The following is a 19,848-nucleotide window of genomic DNA, read 5'->3' on the forward strand; positions in this document are numbered from 1 at the left end:
ACCCGGCCCAGCCAGGCATCCCGGCCCATGCCCCAGCCCATGTAGATCAGAAAGAGCCCGCCCACCACGGCTATGACCTTCCCCACCAGGGGGGCGGCGAGCAGGGCCGCCAGGCCCAGGGCCAGGGCCACCACCAGCGCGCCCTCCAGGATGGCATGGCCCAGCACAATCAGGGGGCCGGCCGCAAAGCCCCGCCGGGCGCTCTCACCGATGGTCACGGTCAAAAGGGGCCCGGGCATCATGGCCCCGGAAAGCCCCACCACAAAGGCCGTCGAAAAAATAGCCGCCAGTTCCAAGAAAATCCCTCCCCCGGGCATTATTCTTTATCCCCGGGAAAAATCCTCCAACCTGTTTTATCTGCCGTTTCGACATCCTCGCATTCATCTTCTTCATCTTCCGGATAGAAGGGAGGCAAAATTAAAGGCGGACCGCTAAACATTTTTTCTGTTAAAAAGCCCACAATCAGAGAAATAAAGGAGAACAGCGGCTGTGAAAGAGGTATTTTCATTTCCTGTATTTCTTCCCTGGAAACTGGAACACTAGAAGAAAAATAGCCAACAACGTCAATATCGAATATAAAAGGCAGTTCAGGCGCTGTTATTTTTTCCGAAACGTTTATTTTGATCTGCTTTTCCTTTGGTACGTCTATCTCTACGGCAATTTCCTGTTTAATATCAAATGTATTTTTACCAGAATTACTATCATCACTTAATAACTGTGCATTTACTTTTTGAAGCCTGATTCTTTTAAGTTTAAAGACAAGGTTACTCATTGACATTTCCCCCAAATATAAATTTGATATTGCGAAGCATATCCTCTTTTCTCCATAAGGTGTTAGAACAACTTTTATTTGAAGGTTCCCAGAACCTTTCTGTCAGGCGTCTTTGCTGATAAACATCTGTATCATATCTCGTAGATAGAAAATGGATGGTGATATTTTTTGTCTTGCGGCAATCTTCATTTCGACAGGCCGATATTTTTCCAAAATTAAAGGACAATAAAGCTATAACATACTGGTTTAAGCTGACCCCTTCTTTTTTTGCGGCTTTAACAAGCTGTCTGTGCAAGAATTTTGGTAACCGCAAAGTGAACTTTCCGCTGTAATCATCATCCGAGTCACTTTCGGGCAGGGGAACTTGCTGCCCCCTCTGGATTGCCACTTCAATCCATGCTCTCTTGGCATCTTCAATGTTTGCCAGAGCCTCCTGGGGAGTTTCGCCGTCGGACATACAACCGGGAAGTTCCGGTATCTCGGCAAGCCAACCTCCCCCGTCCTCCGGAGAAAGTTTTCTTAAAACAACCGGGTAATTCTGTTCCATATAAAATTTAATTTTGCTCTCGTTCATAATCTCCACCTCCAGTGGCTTAGTCATCATCGTCCAGCACATCCTCAAGAAGTTTAATAATTTTTTTACATATATTGTCTTGACCCGATTGTTATGTACAGCTATGGTTACGTTTCTTTCCAGGTCATCATGGTGGTAAACCACCCAATGGCTACCTTTTGAGCCTTTGATTATCTGGCATCCATAATGCTTGCGTATTATTCTCAATTCATCCCATTTAATTCCAACCGGGTTGTTGAGTATCCTTCGAAAGCGTTTCCTGATTTTGGTCATTCTTTTCTCTCCTTGATAGTATTAACAACGCCATCATATATAATACCATCACCATATACGATACCACTTCTTGGCCCGGGCGTCAACAAAAACGTCTGTTTGACCTGTAAACTCAGACAGGCCGGGCCTGTTACCAACCATGGCTTATAACAGCAATATTATAATTTAAATAATCGAAATTAACAGATTACCCTCTTGACAAAATTTTCTTAACGCAAGATGACTGAATGATCACTCATTTAATGAAATGTGACCGGTCCCCACCCTGTCATCACCAGGGGGCCGTGGGCACGGCCGGCTACGCCGCCCTGGAGCTGGCCATTGAAACCTTGAGGTGGGGTAACCAGATCAGCGACCACGACGCCAAAATCGGCCGCAAGATCGCCTACGTATTGACCGGCGGCGGCGTCACCCCGGGCACCCCGGTCACCGAGCAGGACCTCCTGGACCTGGAACGGGAAGCCTTCTTAAGCCTGCTGGGCGAACCCAAAACCATGGAACGCATCCGCCACATGCTGGCCACCAACAAGCCGCTGCGGAATTAGCATACCGACATATAAATTGGCGCACGGGGAATTACTGTCACCTTAAATGTGTCAGAGAACCGTCCCCTGTCACACCCCACCGGGTTCATTATGCCACCACCGGGTTTTCCAGCCGGCCGATGCCGGATATTTCCACCGCCACCCTGTCCCCCGGCCGCACGGGGCCCACGCCGGCCGGGGTGCCGGTGAGAATGACATCCCCGGGGAGAAGGGTCATGATCCGGGAGACGAAGCTGACCAGCCGGTATACCGGAAAGATCAGCTTCGCCGTGGAAGAGTGCTGCCGGCGTTCACCGTTGAGATAAAGGGACACCTCCCGGTCGTCCGGGTCAACGCCGGTGACAATGAACGGCCCCAGGGGCAAGAAGGTGTCAAAGGATTTGGCCCGGGTCCACTGGCCGTCCTTTTGCTGCAGGTCCCGGGCGGTTACATCATTGGCGCAGGTGTAACCCAGTATGTAATCCTTTGCCTCCTCCTCCCGCACCTGCCGGGCCCTTTTGCCCATGACCACCGCCAGCTCGGCTTCGTAATCCACCCGGGCGCTCATGGCCGGGTAAACGATGGGCTCGCCGGGGCCGATAACGGCGGTGGAAGGCTTTAAGAAGAGCACCGGCTCCTCCGGCGGGGCCAGGTTCAACTCTGCCGCGTGGTCCCGGTAGTTCAGGCCCACACACACCGCCTTGGACGGCCGGCAGGGGGCCAGCACCGTCAGTTCCGCCAGGGCGAACTGCCGGCCGGGCACCGGTTCCGGGGAAACAAAGGGATCCTCCACCGGGAAAACCCGCTCCCCTTCCGCCAGACCGTAAAAGACTTCATCCTGGTAGCGAAAACGGCCGATATGCATGAAAACAAAACCTCCATTTTTAGAACGTTAGTTCATCTTTCTTCACAGATCCATCCCTCCCGGAAAGCCGGCCTTCCCCATCTGCCACTCCCAGGTATTACTGCGGCGCACCTTTCTGGCCCCCGATTGAGCCAGAATTTTTTTTATGGAATTGATAATGCGATTAATATAACCTCCAGGATCATAAACAATCATGTGATCTTCAACCAGATCATAGTATATTGGATGGATCTTTAACGCTTCCTCTACAGTCAAGATGTATGGGGAAAGCTCGCAAAGGATCTCCTCTTCTTCATATATTTCCTGGGCCAGATCCTCATGTTTCATTTCAATGTTTTCCACAAATTCCTTCAAGCGGCGGCTGAGGCCGGGAGCACTCTTGAGAATAATTAACAGATCCAGGTCCGAGTTTTTGCGGTTGTCTCCCCGGGCATAAGAACCAAAAACGGCGCAGCCCAGCAAAAGATCACCGTAATAGTTGACAACCTCCATAAGCACATTTAAAATATACCGCCGGTGGCGGGGGGAAAAGGTTATCAATTTCGAAAGGAAGTTTTCCTGCATAATATCACCACATTCAATGATTTGAAAGGCTACCCTCCTGCAAAATTGTGACAGGGGTTATCCCCCTTTAGTAACCACAATAGTTACATTCAGCATATCTTACCACAACCCCCCTGTCAACAACAAACCGGCCCGCTTAAAAAGGCGGGCCGGTTTGCCTCTTCAAAAGCCTGACCTTCACGCATCCGGCCAATGGCAATGGCACTGGACGATCAGAACCTCCGGCGTTATTCCAAAAGCCTAGCCTTCCCGCATCCGGCGGATGGCTTCCTGAATTTCACCCACCGAAGCCTCTTCTTCAATGGTGGACAGGTCCCCCAGATCCCTGCCCGCCCACAGGGTGCGCATCACCCGGCGCATAATCTTGCCGGAACGGGTCTTGGGCAGGGTGTTCACAAATTCGATGTCCCGCATCACCACAATGGCCCCCATGGTATTGCGGATGTGGGCGATCAGTTCTTTTTTCAGTTCTTCGCTGGGCCGGTAGCCCTGCTTGAGCACCACGAAGGCGCAGGCCACCTCGCCCCGCAGCTCGTCGGGCACACCGGAAACGCCGGCCTCCACCACCGCCGGGTGGGAGATGAGAGCGTTTTCCACCTCAATGGTCCCGATGCGGTGGGCGGCAATTTTAATCACCTCGTCGGAACGGCCGGCAAACCAGAAGTAGCCGTCCTCATCCCGGGAGGCGGCGTCCCCGCAGTAGTACACCCCTTTGGTGAAGGGGAAGCGCTCCCAGTATTCCCGCTGGTAGGTTTCCGGGTCGTTCCAGAGGGTGGAGGTAAGGCCGGGGAACGGCCTCTTGACGATCACAATGCCCTTTTCTCCCGGTGCAACGGGTTTACCCTCCTTATCGTCGACCACCTCGGCCATCACGCCGGGCACGGGAACACCGGCGGAACCGGGCTTGATGGGAATCATGCCCAGGCCGTAGGGGTTGGCGAAGATGGGCCCGGAGGTTTCCGTCTGCCACATATGGTCGATCACCGGGATGCGGTTTTCAAAGACCTCTTCCTGCAGCCACTGCCAGGCGGGCGGGTTCAATACTTCCCCGGCGCAGAAGATGCGCTGCACCGAGCTGAGGTCGTGCTTGCGGGGATTTTCAATGCCCAGCCGCATCAAGCCGCGCACGCCGGTGGGGGAAAGCCACATGGCCGTAACCCTGTTCCGCTCCACCACGTCCCACCAGATATCGGGGCGGGGATAATCGGGCGTGCCTTCGTAGAGGATGGAGGCGGCCCCGGTTAAGAGCGGGCCGTAGACGTTGTAGCTGTGCCCCACAATCCACCCGATGTCCGAGGTACACATCCAGACGTCGCTTTCCTGCAGGTTGTAAATCCATTTGGCCATGGAGTAAACATAAATCTGGTAGCCGCCGTGTTTCTGGACGGTAACCTTGGGCTTGGCCGTGGTACCCGAGGTGGGCAGCAAAAAGAGGGGCTCGTTGGCCTCCACCGGCTCCACTTCCCCGCTCTGCCCTTCGGCCAGGGCCAGGAACTCTTCCCAGAAGATGTCACGACCTTCCTTCATAACCGGGGTTCCGTTCCTGCTCCTCCGCAGGACCACTACCTTTTCCACCTGGCCCGGCGGGCATTTTTCCAGGGCCTCGTCCACGATTTTTTTCAATTCCACCGGCCTGCCCCGCCGGGAACCCTCATCCTGGATCAGCATGTACCGGGCGCCGGAAATCTGCAGGCGGTCCGCCACGGCACCAGCGGAGAAGCCGGCAAAGATCACCACGTGGATGGCCCCGATGCGGGCGATGGCCAGCATGGCCGCGGCCGATTCAATGCCCGTGGGCATGTAGAGGGCCACCCGGTCGCCCTTTTTCACCCCCAGGCCCCGCAGGGCGGCGGCATATTGTTTGACCAGGGCCAGGAGCTGGCCGTAGGTCACGGTGCGGGTCTCTCCCGTTTCGCCCGATTCGGCAATGAAGGCGGCCCGGCCGGCCAGGCCCCTTTTTACCTTATAGTCCACACAGTTGTAGCAGATATTGGTCATGCCGCCGGAATACCACTGGAAGGTGGGATAATCCCAGGTAAAAACCTTATCCCACTTTTTAAACCAGTAGATGTCGTGGGCGGCTTTGCGCGCGGCCTCTTCCCAGAATCCTTCCGGGTCCTTTGCGGCCCAGTCCATGAAGGCCTTGACCTGCGGCGGGATCATCCCCGTCCCCATTTTTTCGGACATGCCGGCTTTACCTCCTTCTTTTTCTTAAATAAAGGCAGGCCATATTGCCTGCCTTTAACCGTCGAACAACCAGCCGGTGAACCGGGCCGGCAGCGTATCTCCAGGCATTTGGGAACACCGCCGGCCTGCAGGCTCCCGCCCAGGGGGGAGCCTGCGGCCGCCCGGTTCCCGGCGGCAGCCACCTGACCCGCCCGGTTCAGCCGTCTTATAAATCCGCTTTTCGTTTATCAGCCCTGCACCTGCGTGCGGATGGCTTCCACCACATCCGGGTTGGCCAGGGTGGTCACGTCGCCCACATCGCCCCGGTTGGAGATGGCCGCCAGGATGCGGCGCATGATTTTACCGGAACGGGTCTTGGGCATGTCGGGAACGATAAACACCCTGCCCGGCCTGGCAATCTTACCCAGGATGGTGGCCACCGCGTTGGAAACCTTATCTTCAATTTCCTTGCTGGGCTCGTAGCCCGGCTTCAGGGAGACGTAAAGGTGCGGGATGCGTCCCCTCAATTCGTCCACCGCCGCAATAACCGCCGCTTCGGCGATTTCTTCCACCGTCAGGGCGGCCGACTCAATCTCCTTGGTGCCCAGCCGGTGGCCGGCCACGTTGATCACGTCGTCCACCCGGCCCAGAATGCGCACGTACCCGTCCGCGGCCATCACGGCGGCGTCGCCGGCCATGTAGGGCCAGTCGCGCCAGTCTTTGCTGTTGGGATCCTTGTTATATTTGCCGAAGTAGGTGGAAACGAAGCGATCCCGGTCCTTCCAGATGGTCTGCATCAATCCCGGCCAGGGGTTCCTGATGCAGATGTTCCCCGCCTTGCCGGCGCCCGGCGGGATTTCATTCCCTTCATCATCATAGATGACCGGATGAATGCCTGGCACACCCGGACCCGCGCTGCCGGGCTTCATGGGTTTCAGTGCCGGCACGGTGCTGCAGAGGAACCCGCCGGTTTCCGTCTGCCACCAGGTATCCACAATGACCGCTTTTCCTTTACCCACCACATGGTAGTACCACTTCCACACCTCGGGCTCGATGGGTTCACCCACGGTGGTCATATGCTTGAACTTGTAATTATACTTCAGCGGCTCGTCGGGACCGGCCTTCCGCAGCATCCGGATGGTGGTGGGCGCCGTATGGAAGATATTCACATCCAGTTCTTCGGCAATCCGCCACAGCCGGCCGGCATCCGGGTAGGTGGGCACCCCTTCGTAAATCACCGAGCTGGCGGCCACGGCCAGGGGACCGTAAACAATGAAGGAATGGCCGGTAATCCAACCGATATCCGCCATGCACCAGTAAACGTCTTCGGGGTGAATATCCTGCACGTATTTGGACATGGCCGCCACATAGGACAGGTACCCGCCTATGCTGTGCTGCGCCCCTTTGGGCTTGCCGGTGGAACCGCTGGTATACATGAGGAAGAGAATCCCCTCGGCCGGCATGGATACGGGTTCAACCGTCGCCCGGGCATAGTTTTTGAGAACATCGTTCATGAAATAATCCCGGCCCTCCACCATGGGCGCCTGGGAGACGTACCGGTCCTTGTAGCGTTTCCATACCAGAACCTTTTCCACATTGACGTTCTGATTGCTGGCGGTTTCCACTGCCACATCGGCATTGGCCTTATGATCCAGCAGCTTGCCGTTGCGATAATAACCGTCTATGGTAATCAACACGCGGCTCTCGGAGTCCCAGATCCGGTCGCCGCAGGCCTGGCCGCTGAAACCGGCAAAGACCACGGAGTGGATTACGCCCAGACGGGCGCAGGCCAGCATGGTAATGGGCAGTTCGGGGGTCATGGGCAGGTACAGGGTGACCCGGTCACCGGTCTTCAGCCCGCAGAAATCCCTCAATACGGCAGCCACTTCATTGACCCGGCGGTAAAGCTCCTGGTAAGTAATGTGCTGGATGGGTTCGTCCTCCGGTTCCGGCACAAAGTGAATGGCCGTTTTGTTCTTATACCTGGCCAGGTGTCTGTCCACACAGTTGTAGCAGGCGTTCAGCCGGCCGCCCACGAACCACTTCCAGCAGGGAGCGTCGCTGGTGTCCAGGGTGGTATGCCAGTACTGGTCCCAGTCAAGCAGCTCGGCATATTCCCTGAAGCAATCAGGAAAATTTTCCAGGCTGAACCGTTCAAAAATGCCCGGGTCGGTCATATTGGCCTGACCGATAAACTCAGGACTTGGATGATAGTAATCCTCTTCTTTCCAGTGCACCGCATAGGCAGCCTCGCTGGATTCCACAGTTCCCAATTCCTCCAGGACCTTTTCTTCCGCCATGCACCTGATCCCCCTTTGTGTGATAATAAAATTTAAAAATGAAACATGGGATTAGTATCAGTGCTGTTGCTTGAACCCTGCCTGTCAGGTATGTTCATTTTTCGCCGGTATGTGTTATTTGCCTCACCCCCTTACCCCCGGCAAAGCCATAGAACTCCCGGTACCATTATCTTAAGGGGTTTCTTGCAGAAAGTTAAGAATTATCTGTCCAATGGCTCAAAAATGCACCCCCGAGGCATCTTCCCCAACGCCAACGGTAGGCCTTAAAGAAAAAAGACTTAACGGCTTTTTCAACACCCCTTCAAACCCCTTTATGGTGGAAGCCGGTCCGGGAACAGTCATTTTCAACGTCCCAACGGTTCAAAGGAAAGGAGGGACAGGGGGCGGAACGGCTGATCATCAGTGTCTGCCGTTCACCGTCCCCAGGGAACCCTTTGCCGTGGTCACCGGTCATATATTCCCTGCCGCAGTGGGTGTGACAGGGTGTGACAGGGGACGGTTCTTGGGTGTGACAGGGGACGGTTCTTTGACACATTTGGTGTGACAGGGGACGGTGTGACAGGGGACGGTTCTTTGACACATTTTATTCCTTTGTCATGCGCCCTTGTGCCCTTTGGACTACTCCCCTGTTTACGCCTAACAAGTCGGCGATCTGCCTTACTGATAGACTCGTTTTGCATCTAAGTTCGCTAATCAGTTCATCCCTTAAACTTTTGTTTTTTAAAAGAATGGTTAAATCCACTTCCCGGTTTCTTTTTAGAAAATTTTCAATAAAAACCCTTGCACTTTTCTCATCAAATATGGTTTTTCCTTTTTCTGAAGCATCTTCGTGGTCAATGAAAACGTCTTCATTGCTCCGATTTGTATAATCGATAAATAACTCAACTGCTTTGGCCCTGTCAGCAGAAAACATACCAAGGATCATTTCTTTTTCTATTCCTTCATTCCCCAAATCATCTCTGTTTAGATAATCATTGTAACTACTCCACTTATATGCCGAAGGATCGGTTACAATTTTTGCCTTTACGGGGTTATTATGCACGTAGCGAATAGCCGCTAATAAATAGTCATCGCTTTCAATAACTTCGCTTTTGCTCAGTTTTCTCATTTGCCTGGGCATACGTTTCCTCCTCAGGACAGGGTAGTTTTAGCAGATTGAGAAAACTATACCACCAAAGAAAAAGTGTGTCAAGGAACCGTCCCCTGTCACACCCCAAAGAAAAAGTGTGTCAAGGAACCGTCCCCTGTCACATGTCAAGGAACCGTCCCCTGTCACACCTACACAACCCCTACCCGGCGCAGGGCGGCACAGAGGCGGTACAGGCGGACGGCAGCCGGCCCGCCCCTATCCAGGAGCAGCCGGCGGGTGGCCTGCAGGCCCTGCCCGTTCACTTTCGGATCGGACAGGTACATGGCCAGAAGACCCTGCACCACCGTGATATGGAAATACGGGTCGGGCAGCTCCCCGGCCAGGGCCAGGGAACGGTCCACAAAGAGCTTTAAGCGCCGGGCGGCTTCTTCCCCGTCCCGGTAATAGGAAACAAAGTTCAGATCGCCGCCGGCCGCATCCTCCTGCTGGTCGATGAAATAATCCAGCAGAATATGCAGGCCGCAGATCCATGGAAAATAGGCCCCGGTCAGATTCTCCACCTGCTCTTCCGTATAATTCCCCCGGGCCGCCAGGGCGAAAAGGGCGAAGATACCCAGGGTGGAACCGGTGGCGGCGGCCAGTTCCCACCAGTAAAGTTTTTCCGGCAGGGCCGCCAGCAGGGGGTTCAACCAGGCAGTCAGGCTCTTTACCCGCAGGGGCCAGGGGATATGCTTGTACACCTGCAGCCGGCAGTAAAGTTCAGCCAGGTGGCAGGCCCTGTCCCGCACCGGGCCGTAGGCGGGCAAAAGGGCCAGCGCCTGCTGGCAGGAGCGCACCAGCCCGTGGAGGTACCCCCCGTCCTGCCGGTAGGGATAAAGGGCGTAATAATCCTGCAGGGAAGCACCGGGGCGCAGGGCATCCACCAAGGCCCGGTGCAGCTGGCGAAAGGCCTCTCCGTCCTGCACCCCCGCCCGGTCACACAAATTGTCCAGGTAATCGCTGATGGTCTGCAGGGCCACGATGGCCCGGATCAGTTCCCGGCGGTGGCTGCCGCTCCAGACGCCGAATACGCTGCCCCCCTGGCAGTGGAAGGTCTTGGTGCCGATGCTGGCCAGGGCCATTTCCCGCAGCACCGGGTCCGGGCAGGCGCGGGCCATTTGCCGCCAGTTTCCCAGCTCACCGGCCACCCCGGGAAAGGCCTGCAAAAGAAAACGCCCCAGCAGGATCAGGCGGGCCGTCCCCTGCCTTCCACCGGCCGGCAGCAGGTGATGGTTCTTTCTGCCGCTTTCCATACAAATCAGATCCTTTTCATGCATGGCAGGCAATATAAAGCCACTTCATAACATAAGGGGCAGCCCCTCTGGGGATGACGGATAAGCCGGAACTTGAAAAAACCAAACCAACAGGCTAAACCAGTTCTTCCAGTGCCTTATTTTACTTGTTCAATCAGGGCCCGCACCGGCGGCTGGAAAGTGGTCCGGGAGCGGTTCTTCTCCCGGTGCCTTTCCAGGGCCAGCTCAATGAGCCGGTCCAGCAACTCCGGGTAGGTGATGCCGGTAGCCTCCCACAGCTTGGGATACATACTGGTGCGGGTGAAACCGGGAATGGTGTTGATCTCATTGACCAGCACCGCCCCGTTGTCCTTGCGCAGGAAGAAATCCACCCGGGCCATGCCGGCGCAGTCCAGGGCCTTGAAAACCTTGATGGCCAGCCTCTGCAGCTCCAGCATGGTTTCCGCCGGCAGCCGGGCGGGAATAACCAGATCCGACTTCCCTTCCACGTATTTGGCCTCGTAATCGTAAAACTCATTTAAGGGAATGATCTCCCCGGGCAAAGAAGCCATGGGATCGTCATTGCCCAGGACGCTCACCTCCACCTCCCGGGCGGGCACAAACTCTTCCACTATAATTTTGCGGTCGTAGCCGGCGGCCAGGTCCATGGCCGGCACCAGTTCCTCCCGGCTGCGGGCCTTGGATATGCCCACGCTGGAACCCAGGTTGGCCGGCTTGACGAAGAGGGGGTAGCCCAACTGCTCCACCTCCGAAAGAACGGCCTGTCTGTTCCGCTCCCAGTCCCGGCGAGAACAATAGCGGAAATTCACCTGGGGCAACCCGTGCCGGGCAAAGAGGGTTTTCATGATGATCTTATCCATGCCCACCGCCGAGGCCATCACCCCGGCCCCCACATAGGGAATGTTGGCCAGCTCCAAAAGCCCCTGCACCGTCCCGTCTTCACCAAAGGTGCCGTGCAGCACCGGTATAACCACATCCACGGGGGTTAAATCGCCCACCTGTACCCGGCCGCCGTCCACCGAGACCAGGCCGCCCACGGTGGGGTCCGCCGGCAGGACCACAGGCCGCCCCAGCTGCGCCGGGTCCCCGCCGGCCAGCATCCGTGCTGGCTCCACCCCGGCCAGCCACTTCCCTTCCCGGGTGATGGCCACCGGGATCACCTCATACCTGTCCCCGTCCAGGGCGCCGATCACCGACGCCGCCGAATTTAAAGAAACCTCATGCTCCCCCGAACGCCCGCCAAAGATTACCGCCACCCTTTTTTTGGACATCAGCCCGTCCTCCCCGCCAGTGTTTTTTAAAATAATCTATTCCCGCCGGCTGTCTTTTAGATCTATATCCTGCCGGTGTCACCGGAATAAATAACGGAATTACAAGTTCTCCTCTCCGATACCAGATATAGCAATCAGTAGTCATCTAAATTACTATATACAGCACCAAAGGTGCGCCTTTCACTCACAGAATTAGTATACCACAAAAAGGGGCGGAATGGGTCCGCACCGGGGTGATTATAACCGGCCGCCGGCTTATAGACACGAAGAAACCCCAGGGGCAGACGGGATCCTCCCGGTTATCTTTTTTCCTGCTTTAGTATGCCCGGAAAAAGAAAAAAGTGGGGACAGCCCCTTCCCTATGGTCAGCATTATTTATGGACTTTCCCCCGGCACTTTTAACGGCACGCGAAACGCCGGTTGACCCGGTTACCATGCCGGAAGGCCTGCCTTTTGCCATAATCTTCTTGGCCCACGGAATTCCGGAAAAAAGCCGTACCCATTTCTTTTGTATTTATTGTATAATTACATTAATTAGAGTATCGTCTCCCGCCATACCGGTACCGAAATAATGATCGCTGATGATGGTAAGCAATGGGGGTAAACTAGATATCTAAAAGGAGTGACGCGGTATGGGTCTGGATACCAACAGCCCGATTCCTTTGCATATTCAGTTAAAGGAAATATTATTAAAAGAGATAAGGAGCGGAATATATACAGAAAAAATCCCCAGTGAAAAGGAGTTGATGAATCGTTTTTCTGTCAGCCGTACTACAGTAAGGGAAGCAGTATCAGCACTGGTAAACGAAGGAATCCTGAAAAAGATCCATGGCAAGGGGACATTTATAACCTTCCGTCCCGTTAACGAATGGCTGGGAAGTATCAAAAGCCTTACCACTACCATAAAAAATATGGGCATGAAACCAGGCATTAAACTCATCTCCCACGGAATCAAGTCAGAACCAGAGATAGCCGAAATACTCGGACTAAAGGAATATTATCTTATTGAGCGGCTCCGGTTTGCCGATGATCATCCCATTGCCCTGGAGCGAACATATTACCCGGTGGAAATCGGGCGCAAACTGGCGACATATGATCTCAATCAGATAATATTATATGACGTACTTGAGTCCATCGGTGTTATTTTTTACGAAGCCGAACAAAAAATTACCGTTTCCATGCCAACTCCGAACGATGCCAAGTTACTTGGTATAAATCCCAGCTCAAGCATACTTTTCATTGAACGTTTAACATATGATAATAGAGGGAACAAGGTCGAATATTATAACGGAATCTACCGGGCGGACAGGTATACCTTTATGATTAAACTTAGTAAAAAACGCTAGCAGCTTCCCGGGGAAACAATACATGCAAAAAAGAGTGCCGCTGGAATAACCGGTAATAGCAGGGCTTTTTATTTTTAGGCCAATTATACGCAAGTACCCTATAATCAGGGAATATATAAGCTTATACCTTTATAATAAATATGTAAAGCCATAAATTTTAATGCTATACATTGATATTATGGTGGTTTTTGATATAATCCTGCGCTTATAGCCCATTTTCCCGAAAGGCCCTTATAATTTCCCTGGCCTGTGCCATTTTTTCCCCGGGTATCCATATTTCCACGTCCACCACCGGACCCATAACAATTTTCAGGTATCGGTTAATGTCGGAGTACCGGTAACGGTATGAAATACCGGCTTCGGAAAGAAGACCGGTAATCAGTTTTGCTTCCAGTTCATTGGCCGCCGTGAAAAGCTTTTCCCAGGCCATATTCTCAAAGCCCTTCTTCTGTAATATAGTCAGGCCGCATAACCGTGCATCCGCCGTGATCCATTTGCTCCCCCTCGTCCCCGCCGTCTCGCAGGCAGGTGGGATTTTAATGGTCGGGCAACGGACCGGAAGGGGTTGCATTCCTGACCTTCACTATCTTTTATTTTCCCCATCCGGGTCTGATTTCTTGCAGCCCTTAGAATACTGTGGTAACCAGGGTGTACAGGGCTATGGCCATCACCAGCAGGGGTACCCCTCGTTGGAATAGGCCCTGGGATACCCGGGGGAAAATACCGCAACCCAGAACCTGTCCCAAGAGAATAAAAGGTAGTAGAGAAAGGACCATCCAAATGATTTGCTTCTCTAAAACCTGCAAGAACCATAAAAGGATTAAGCCGATAGGGTAAACCAGGATACCATAGGCAGTGGTAGTGGCTCGAAACTGCTCCTTGGGCACGTCCTGGTGGTTCAAAAAAAGCACCACGGGAGGCCCGGGCATTCCCACACTGGCAGCTAAAAAGCCTCCGCACGCTCCGGTTGCTGCCTCAGCCCAGAAACCGGCCGTCCGGCGGGGTATCCAGCCCAAAATGAGCGCCAGAGCAAAAACCATAGTCACTAAAGCAATGGCTATTTTCAACCGCATAACATCAAAATGTAGAAAAACAAAAGCTCCCAATGGTATACCTGCTATGCTTCCCAGAAAAAGGTTGCGCAACACCGGTTTTAGAATAGATTTATAAACCCGGCCAGTAAGGGCAACCGAAGAGCAAATAGAGATAAACATGGTCATTATTACCGCCGTATGGGCATCGTATACCAGCACCAGCAGGGGCACCAGGACGAGCGCCGTACCGAAGCCTGTGATCGCCTGCAAGATAGTGGCCAAAGTCACAGCCAGGGCGGCAATAAACCAGGAAACGGAAAAAATCAATGGTCACCCCTCCATGAAAACGCCCCCGATTTTACTTGTCATCAGTCAACCTCACAGTTTATTTTTCTTAAAAACATCCCTTATAAATTTCGTCTGCCTTTACAAAACTCCTTCCCTTTTGTACAGCTTAATTAATTTCTCTAAATGCTTCATTTTTTCTTTGGAAGGAGGTTGAACCCCAATAAACAGGTACCTTTTCCCTAGATAAGCATATTTTGCCTCACCAAAACGGTGAAAGGGCAGGAGCTCGTATCTTACATTAGTCAGGCTCTTTACCAGTTTCAGAATGGCTGTAATATCTTTTTCGGTATCGTTAAATCCTGGAATCACCGGGGTTCTGACAATAATGTTTAGTCCTGGAAAATTTTGATTTAGTTCTTTAAGATTGGCAATGATTATATCATTGGTAACACCGGTAAATCTTTTATGTTTATCCGGATCGATACACTTAATATCATAAAATACAGTATCCGCATGTTGGCAGACCATTACCATTCTATTCCAGTCGGCATACCCGCTTGTTTCGATTGCTGTAGTAATACCCCTGGCCCGGGCTTCTTTTAAAAGTTCGCTGGCGAAACCCGCCTGCATCAATGGTTCACCGCCGCTTAAAGTTATGCCACCACCGGATCGGGAATAAAGTAGACTATCCTCCTCCACAATTTGCAATACCTCTTCTACCGTCATCCGTTTCCCAAATAGCTCCAATGCGTTTGAGGGGCATACCAATGTGCATTCACCACAATTTGTACACCTAAATCTATCTATCCTGACTTTTTTGTTATCTATTCTCTCTTCTATGGCCCTGGCAGGACATGCCTGAAAACATAAATGGCATTCACCTGTACCGATGCACTTGTTCTCATTATAAGCAATCTCAGGTTCATGAAGCTGGGATTCAGGGTTAGCGCACCACTGGCAGCGCAAAGGGCACCCTTTAAAGAAAACGATTGTCCTAATTCCCGGCCCATCGTGAACGGAAAAATGCTGAATATTAAAAACCAGGCCGGTTTTTTCCGGTGTTATATTATGTCCTGTCATCTATTTAAGCCCCCTATTCTAAAAAGGCATTTGGTCCTGCTCTGAATAGAGCAGGACCATAATATGGAATAAGAGATACTTGCCGTGAACTGAAAATCCTAAAAAGCATGTTCAGTTCTGGCAATAATCTCATTTTGCAGTTCAGGGGAGAGGTCCACAAAATAGGCACTGTATCCGGCAACCCGTACAAGCAGATTGCGATATTTTTCCGGTTCCCTTTGAGCCGCCAACAGGGTTTCCCGGTTGATAACGTTAAATTGCAGGTGCCATAGCTTTAAATCGCAGAAGGTTCGGATCAATGACATTAATTTTCTGGTTCCTTCCTCACCCGCTACCGAGGCGGGACTGAGCTTTAAGTTTATCAGCCTGGCAGCGCGTTCCCGGGCCCCCATGCACTTGGTATTGGCTATGGAAAGCAGGGTAACGCTTGGGCCCCTGTTGTCAGCACCCTGGGACGGGCCGCCCCCATCGGCCAGGGCCTCCCCGGCTTTTCTGCCGTTTGGTAAAGCGCCAACAATTTTCCCCAGGGGGACATGGGCAGTTACCGGCACGTAACGCACGTCCAGTTCCCCGCCAAAGGCCGTGGGATATCTCCGTGAAAAGCCGATGGCATGTTCTTCAATGGCCCGCCCGATGGAATCGGCATAGGGATCGTTATTCCCGTATTTGGGAGCGTTGATACATAATTGCCTGATTACTTCTTTACCTTCAAAGTTGCAATCAAGCGCCTCCAAAAGTTCATCCATGGTGATTTTCTTGTCGTCATAGACCAATTTTTTAATAGCGGCCAGAGAATCAATTACCGTGCCATAACCAATTAAATCATAAAATCCCAGATTTATGCCGCCCTTAATATCGCCGGAATGCAGGTCCTTACACTCCTGCATACAAAGATCATGGAGTGCGGAAGCCATGGGAGCAGCAAAGCATTTTGGCCTCAATGTATCCACAACATATTGTTGTATAAAAACATGTTTCAGAACGAATTCCTGCTGGGCAACATATGCTTTCCAGAGATCCTCATAAGTGGCGAAATTCCGGGGGTCTCCTGTTTTTACCCCCACTTGCTCGTCGTTGAAGGCTTTTAACTTACCATCACGTAATGTCATCTCCATTACGGCCCCCAGATTTACCCAGGCACAGGGACTGGTGTAAGTATCTCTGTTCACCATGCGCACTTCGCTGCAGCCGGAGGCACAGTAATCGTTCGCTTCCTCAATGGAAGCGCCTTTGGCCAAAAGCAGCGGGATAATTTCCTCATCATTTAATAATTTGGGGAAGCCGGAACCTTCTTTGATTGTTTCACTAACGGCATGGAGGAACTTATCAGGACTTTGGGCGTGTACCCTGGCGACCAGATCGGGGTAGTTCAAAGGAAATTCCCTTTTGGAACGTAAAATCAAATAGGAAAGCTCGTTAGTGGCATCCCGTCCATCCCTGGTTTTGCCGCCAATGGTAAGCGCCTCCCAGTGGGAGTAACCTTCGGTAAAGGCAGCGCCCGCCGGGGATACCTTTAGATTGACAAATTGAGCCATGTTTACCCATAAATGTTCCAGGAGTTCCAGGGCAGATTCCTCTGTTAGCCGGCCTTCTGCCATGTCTTTCTGATAAAACGGGTATAAATACTGATCCATCCGTCCATTGCCGACCACAGCGCCGATGCACTGTTCCAAACGGGAAACCACCTGGGTAAGCCAGACCGATTGCACTGCTTCATGGAAGTTCCGTGCCGGATTTTCCGGCACCCAATTGCATATACTGGCGATCTCCAGAAGTTCCTTTCTCCTCTGTTTATCGCTTTCACTTTTAGCCATGTTTGCCGCCAGCCGGGCGTATCTTTTGGCAAAGATAATCACCGCATCACAGGCCATAATGACGGCTTCCAGGAAAGGTTTCCTTTCTACAGTATCACGGGGATTGAGGGGGTCCAGGGCGGCTAATTTCTCCTCTGCCTCTCTTTTTATATCCTTGAATCCCCTTCTCAGAACCTTTTCATAATCGTGCACCCACTGCAGCGAGTTTCGGATGCTGGCTGTTTGGGTTACCACATATTTTTGCACAAAAATATTTTCCGGATCAAAAATCAATTTCCTGGTGTCCTCCGGTAAAGCGGCATACAGGACTTCATGAAATGTTCTACCTTTCCAATAGGGCGCAATTTCTTCTTTAATTATCCTGATATCTTCTTCCGCTATGCGGTAGGGCGTTTTTCCCACGGTCATTCTTTCAATAGCTTCGTCCAGAAAACTGCCGTCCAACTCGGGATAAACAAGACCATGTCTACCCGGCCGACCGTCCGCCCGGCCCACAACAAGTTCGTCCTCCCCAATATAGACAGGTATATTTTCGGCTATATGCTTTAAAGCTTTTGCCCATCTCAAAACTATCGGCTGGCCTTCACTTTCTTTGAACGACTCGGTAAACAGACGAGCCCTGTCCACGCTAATCCAGGGGGTCGTCCCCCGGAAACTGTTTAATAATCGATAAACCCTTTCCCTCCCCTTCGACATTTCTTCCGTACTTAATTGCCCCGTTTGTTCCCTGTAAATCCTTTCTTCCTGCGGCGTTAAAACGGCACAGCAGGACATAAATGATCCCCCCTTGTAGTATTGGATACAGCCGGAGTTAAATTACAATGCCGCCATTGGGGCTAATTACCTGACCGATCATATAGTTGGCATCGTCGGAAGCCAGATAGACGGCAAGGGAAGCATACTCTTCAATCCGGCCTATTCTACCCACTGGGATTAATTGCATGAGGCGGGCTTTTCTTTCCGGTCCCATTTTCTCAATCCCCTTCATAAAGGGTTCCGTATCAATATAACCGGGTGCGATGCAGTTAACACAAATTCCAGCCCCGGCCACTTCGTGGGCCACCGACCTGGTAAAGGCAACCACCGCCCCTTTGGCTGCCGAGTAATTGGGACTATGGGAACTCATGGCTGAAATCCCGGATATGGAAGCTATGTTGATTATCTTGCCGCTACCTTTTTCCTCCATAATGTTCAGCGCTTCACGGGTGCAGTAAAACACCCCATTCACGTTCACATTAAACATCTTTTGCCATTCCTCATCGCTCATATATCTTGTAATCTGCAGGGAGTGTCGGGGAACCGGGGTGGTAACCAGATCGAGGTGCTTCATTCTGTCCTCGACACCCTTTTCGTCCGACCGGAATATACCGGCATTATTGACCAGGATATCCAAGGTACCAAACTTCTCCACGATCTCGGCAAACATGCGCTTCACTTCCTGGCTTGAGGAAACATCCGCCTTAACGGCCAATGCTTCAACGCCTAAAGCTTCTATTTCCCAGGCCACCTTTTGCAGTCGCTCCTCATTTCTCCCACATATAGCCACCTTTGCACCTTCACGGGCAAAAGCCAGGGCGATTCCCCTACCAAGACCGGTGCTCCCTCCGGTAACAAGAGCAACTTTGCCTTTTAGTTTCATCACTTATTCTCCTCCTCGCAAGTTTCCTTTTTTTAGACTTGTCCTTCATTTAGCTGAAGTTCTTTCTGCGCTTGTTCATTTGTCGAAGTGGAACCAGTCTCCTCCACGCTTAATCCGGCAGTTTCCTGGCCCCAGATCATAAATGGAATTACGAAGAAAATAAACGCTGCTGCCACAAACCAAAACACTGCTTTCACTCCGCCAGCTGCCAGGATGAATGATATATAATAAGCTGCAAGGACTCCCCCCAACAACCTGGCCACGGCTTCTCCCACACCACTTCCGGCGCCTCTCAAAAATGTTGGATATTGCTCAGCAATATACACTTTTGCACAGGGCAAAGTTCCGAAACCGAAGAAAGCAGCTATTATTCCGCCTGCGATTAAGCCTGGCAACGCCGTCACTTGTGCCAACATAATACATCCAGCCGCTGCCAAAATACTGTAAACAAAATATACAGGTTTGCGACCATAGGTATCAGAAAGGTATCCTATACCAACTTCACCGACGCCACCAATTACCATCATAGCTCCCGTAAACAGGACGGCACTTCCTAAATTAAATCCCTTGCCAGCAAAGATCGTCGGAGCATATACCAGCATAGCGTACCAAAAAATCATAGTGCCGGTATATAAGCCCCATGAAATCAGGCTCCGTGACAAGTATGGCTTTCTAAATAAAGTGGCTATCCCGACGTTACCTTTTTCCTCTTTTTGATATTCCAACGATTTAAGAATACTGGTGTTTATTAAACTAAGATCATGCTCTAACCCTGCTTCATTTTCAAGCCTGTTGACCAGTTGTCAATCATCATTTTAATTTAGCCCAACCACGGCCCATTTTCGCAGATTGAACAATCTGCAACAGTTTCTGATACCAGAATAATCAGCAACTGCTTTGCATATTGTTTTGGTATTTCAGGTCAGTCAGTCCGTCCACCAGAATGTGGCAATCAG

At 52.1% G+C, this 19,848-nt stretch carries 18 protein-coding genes; 2 read left to right on the forward strand and 16 right to left on the reverse strand.

Annotated elements, in window-relative coordinates:
- The 3 genes from GFC01_RS15810 to GFC01_RS20035 all read right to left on the reverse strand — a co-directional run.
- Window positions 1–296: LysE family transporter (locus GFC01_RS15810; RefSeq protein ID WP_194174992.1), on the reverse strand; the 296-nt coding region annotated here is incomplete at its 3' end.
- A gap of 20 nt (window positions 297–316) precedes the next feature.
- Window positions 317–772: a hypothetical protein gene (locus GFC01_RS15815; protein WP_152948131.1), complete on the reverse strand. Its 456-nt coding sequence runs from the start codon at window positions 770–772 to the stop codon at window positions 317–319.
- Window positions 765–1,619 (reverse strand): toxin-antitoxin system HicB family antitoxin, encoded by an 855-nt coding sequence (locus GFC01_RS20035; protein ID WP_341474043.1) that lies wholly within the window; start codon window positions 1,617–1,619, stop codon window positions 765–767. Before GFC01_RS20035 ends, GFC01_RS15815 begins: the two co-directional genes overlap by 8 nt.
- 227 nt (window positions 1,620–1,846) lie before the next feature.
- On the opposite strand from GFC01_RS20035, the gene GFC01_RS15825 reads away from it, so the two are divergent.
- On the forward strand, window positions 1,847–2,164 hold the full coding sequence (locus GFC01_RS15825) for a hypothetical protein (RefSeq protein ID WP_423244406.1): 318 nt from the start codon (window positions 1,847–1,849) through the stop codon (window positions 2,162–2,164).
- 88 nt (window positions 2,165–2,252) lie between these two features.
- On the opposite strand, the gene GFC01_RS15830 is transcribed toward GFC01_RS15825, so the two are convergent.
- The 7 genes from GFC01_RS15830 to GFC01_RS15860 form a co-directional block, all read right to left on the reverse strand.
- Window positions 2,253–3,008: a fumarylacetoacetate hydrolase family protein gene (locus tag GFC01_RS15830; protein ID WP_152948132.1), complete on the reverse strand. Its 756-nt coding sequence runs from the start codon at window positions 3,006–3,008 to the stop codon at window positions 2,253–2,255.
- 42 nt (window positions 3,009–3,050) lie between these two features.
- A complete protein-coding gene (locus GFC01_RS15835; RefSeq protein WP_152948133.1) occupies window positions 3,051–3,572 on the reverse strand; it encodes a nucleotidyltransferase domain-containing protein in 522 nt (173 codons plus the stop codon).
- 240 nt (window positions 3,573–3,812) lie between these two features.
- Window positions 3,813–5,759 carry an acetate--CoA ligase gene (locus tag GFC01_RS15840; RefSeq protein ID WP_152948134.1) on the reverse strand — a complete coding sequence of 649 codons (1,947 nt, stop codon included), beginning with the start codon at window positions 5,757–5,759 and terminating at the stop codon, window positions 3,813–3,815.
- Window positions 5,760–5,986: 227 nt separating this feature from the next.
- Entirely contained in the window at window positions 5,987–8,038 is a 2,052-nt protein-coding gene (gene acs / locus GFC01_RS15845) for an acetate--CoA ligase (RefSeq protein ID WP_152948135.1), read from the reverse strand.
- Between the two features lie 583 nt (window positions 8,039–8,621).
- Window positions 8,622–9,158 (reverse strand): hypothetical protein, encoded by a 537-nt coding sequence (locus tag GFC01_RS15850; protein ID WP_152948136.1) that lies wholly within the window; start codon window positions 9,156–9,158, stop codon window positions 8,622–8,624.
- 158 nt (window positions 9,159–9,316) lie between these two features.
- Window positions 9,317–10,444 (reverse strand): tetraprenyl-beta-curcumene synthase family protein, encoded by a 1,128-nt coding sequence (locus tag GFC01_RS15855; RefSeq protein WP_243137640.1) that lies wholly within the window; start codon window positions 10,442–10,444, stop codon window positions 9,317–9,319.
- 113 nt (window positions 10,445–10,557) lie between these two features.
- On the reverse strand, window positions 10,558–11,691 hold the full coding sequence (locus GFC01_RS15860) for a D-alanine--D-alanine ligase family protein (RefSeq protein WP_152948137.1): 1,134 nt from the start codon (window positions 11,689–11,691) through the stop codon (window positions 10,558–10,560).
- Between the two features lie 632 nt (window positions 11,692–12,323).
- On the opposite strand from GFC01_RS15860, the gene GFC01_RS15865 reads away from it, so the two are divergent.
- Window positions 12,324–13,037, forward strand: coding sequence for a GntR family transcriptional regulator (locus GFC01_RS15865; RefSeq protein ID WP_152948138.1), 714 nt, complete (start codon window positions 12,324–12,326; stop codon window positions 13,035–13,037).
- A gap of 205 nt (window positions 13,038–13,242) precedes the next feature.
- Here GFC01_RS15865 and GFC01_RS18860 read toward each other — a convergent pair whose 3' ends face one another.
- The 6 genes from GFC01_RS18860 to GFC01_RS15895 form a co-directional block, all read right to left on the reverse strand.
- Window positions 13,243–13,467: a putative signal transducing protein gene (locus tag GFC01_RS18860; protein ID WP_194174993.1), complete on the reverse strand. Its 225-nt coding sequence runs from the start codon at window positions 13,465–13,467 to the stop codon at window positions 13,243–13,245.
- Window positions 13,468–13,663: 196 nt separating this feature from the next.
- Window positions 13,664–14,398, reverse strand: coding sequence for a sulfite exporter TauE/SafE family protein (locus tag GFC01_RS15875; protein WP_152948140.1), 735 nt, complete (start codon window positions 14,396–14,398; stop codon window positions 13,664–13,666).
- A gap of 99 nt (window positions 14,399–14,497) precedes the next feature.
- On the reverse strand, window positions 14,498–15,439 hold the full coding sequence (hpsH, locus tag GFC01_RS15880; RefSeq protein ID WP_152948141.1) for a (2S)-3-sulfopropanediol dehydratase activating enzyme: 942 nt from the start codon (window positions 15,437–15,439) through the stop codon (window positions 14,498–14,500).
- 98 nt (window positions 15,440–15,537) lie between these two features.
- Window positions 15,538–18,027, reverse strand: a complete 2,490-nt coding sequence (gene hpsG / locus GFC01_RS15885) for a (2S)-3-sulfopropanediol dehydratase (RefSeq protein WP_152948142.1) — start codon at window positions 18,025–18,027, stop codon at window positions 15,538–15,540.
- Between the two features lie 37 nt (window positions 18,028–18,064).
- Window positions 18,065–18,892, reverse strand: a complete 828-nt coding sequence (locus tag GFC01_RS15890; RefSeq protein ID WP_152948145.1) for an SDR family NAD(P)-dependent oxidoreductase — start codon at window positions 18,890–18,892, stop codon at window positions 18,065–18,067.
- A gap of 32 nt (window positions 18,893–18,924) precedes the next feature.
- A complete protein-coding gene (locus GFC01_RS15895; RefSeq protein WP_279233499.1) occupies window positions 18,925–19,692 on the reverse strand; it encodes an MFS transporter in 768 nt (255 codons plus the stop codon).
- Window positions 19,693–19,848: the final 156 nt, after the last annotated feature.

The sequence above is a fragment of the Desulfofundulus thermobenzoicus genome, assembly GCF_009428905.1.
Lineage (GTDB): Bacteria > Bacillota > Desulfotomaculia > Desulfotomaculales > Desulfovirgulaceae > Desulfofundulus_A > Desulfofundulus_A thermobenzoicus.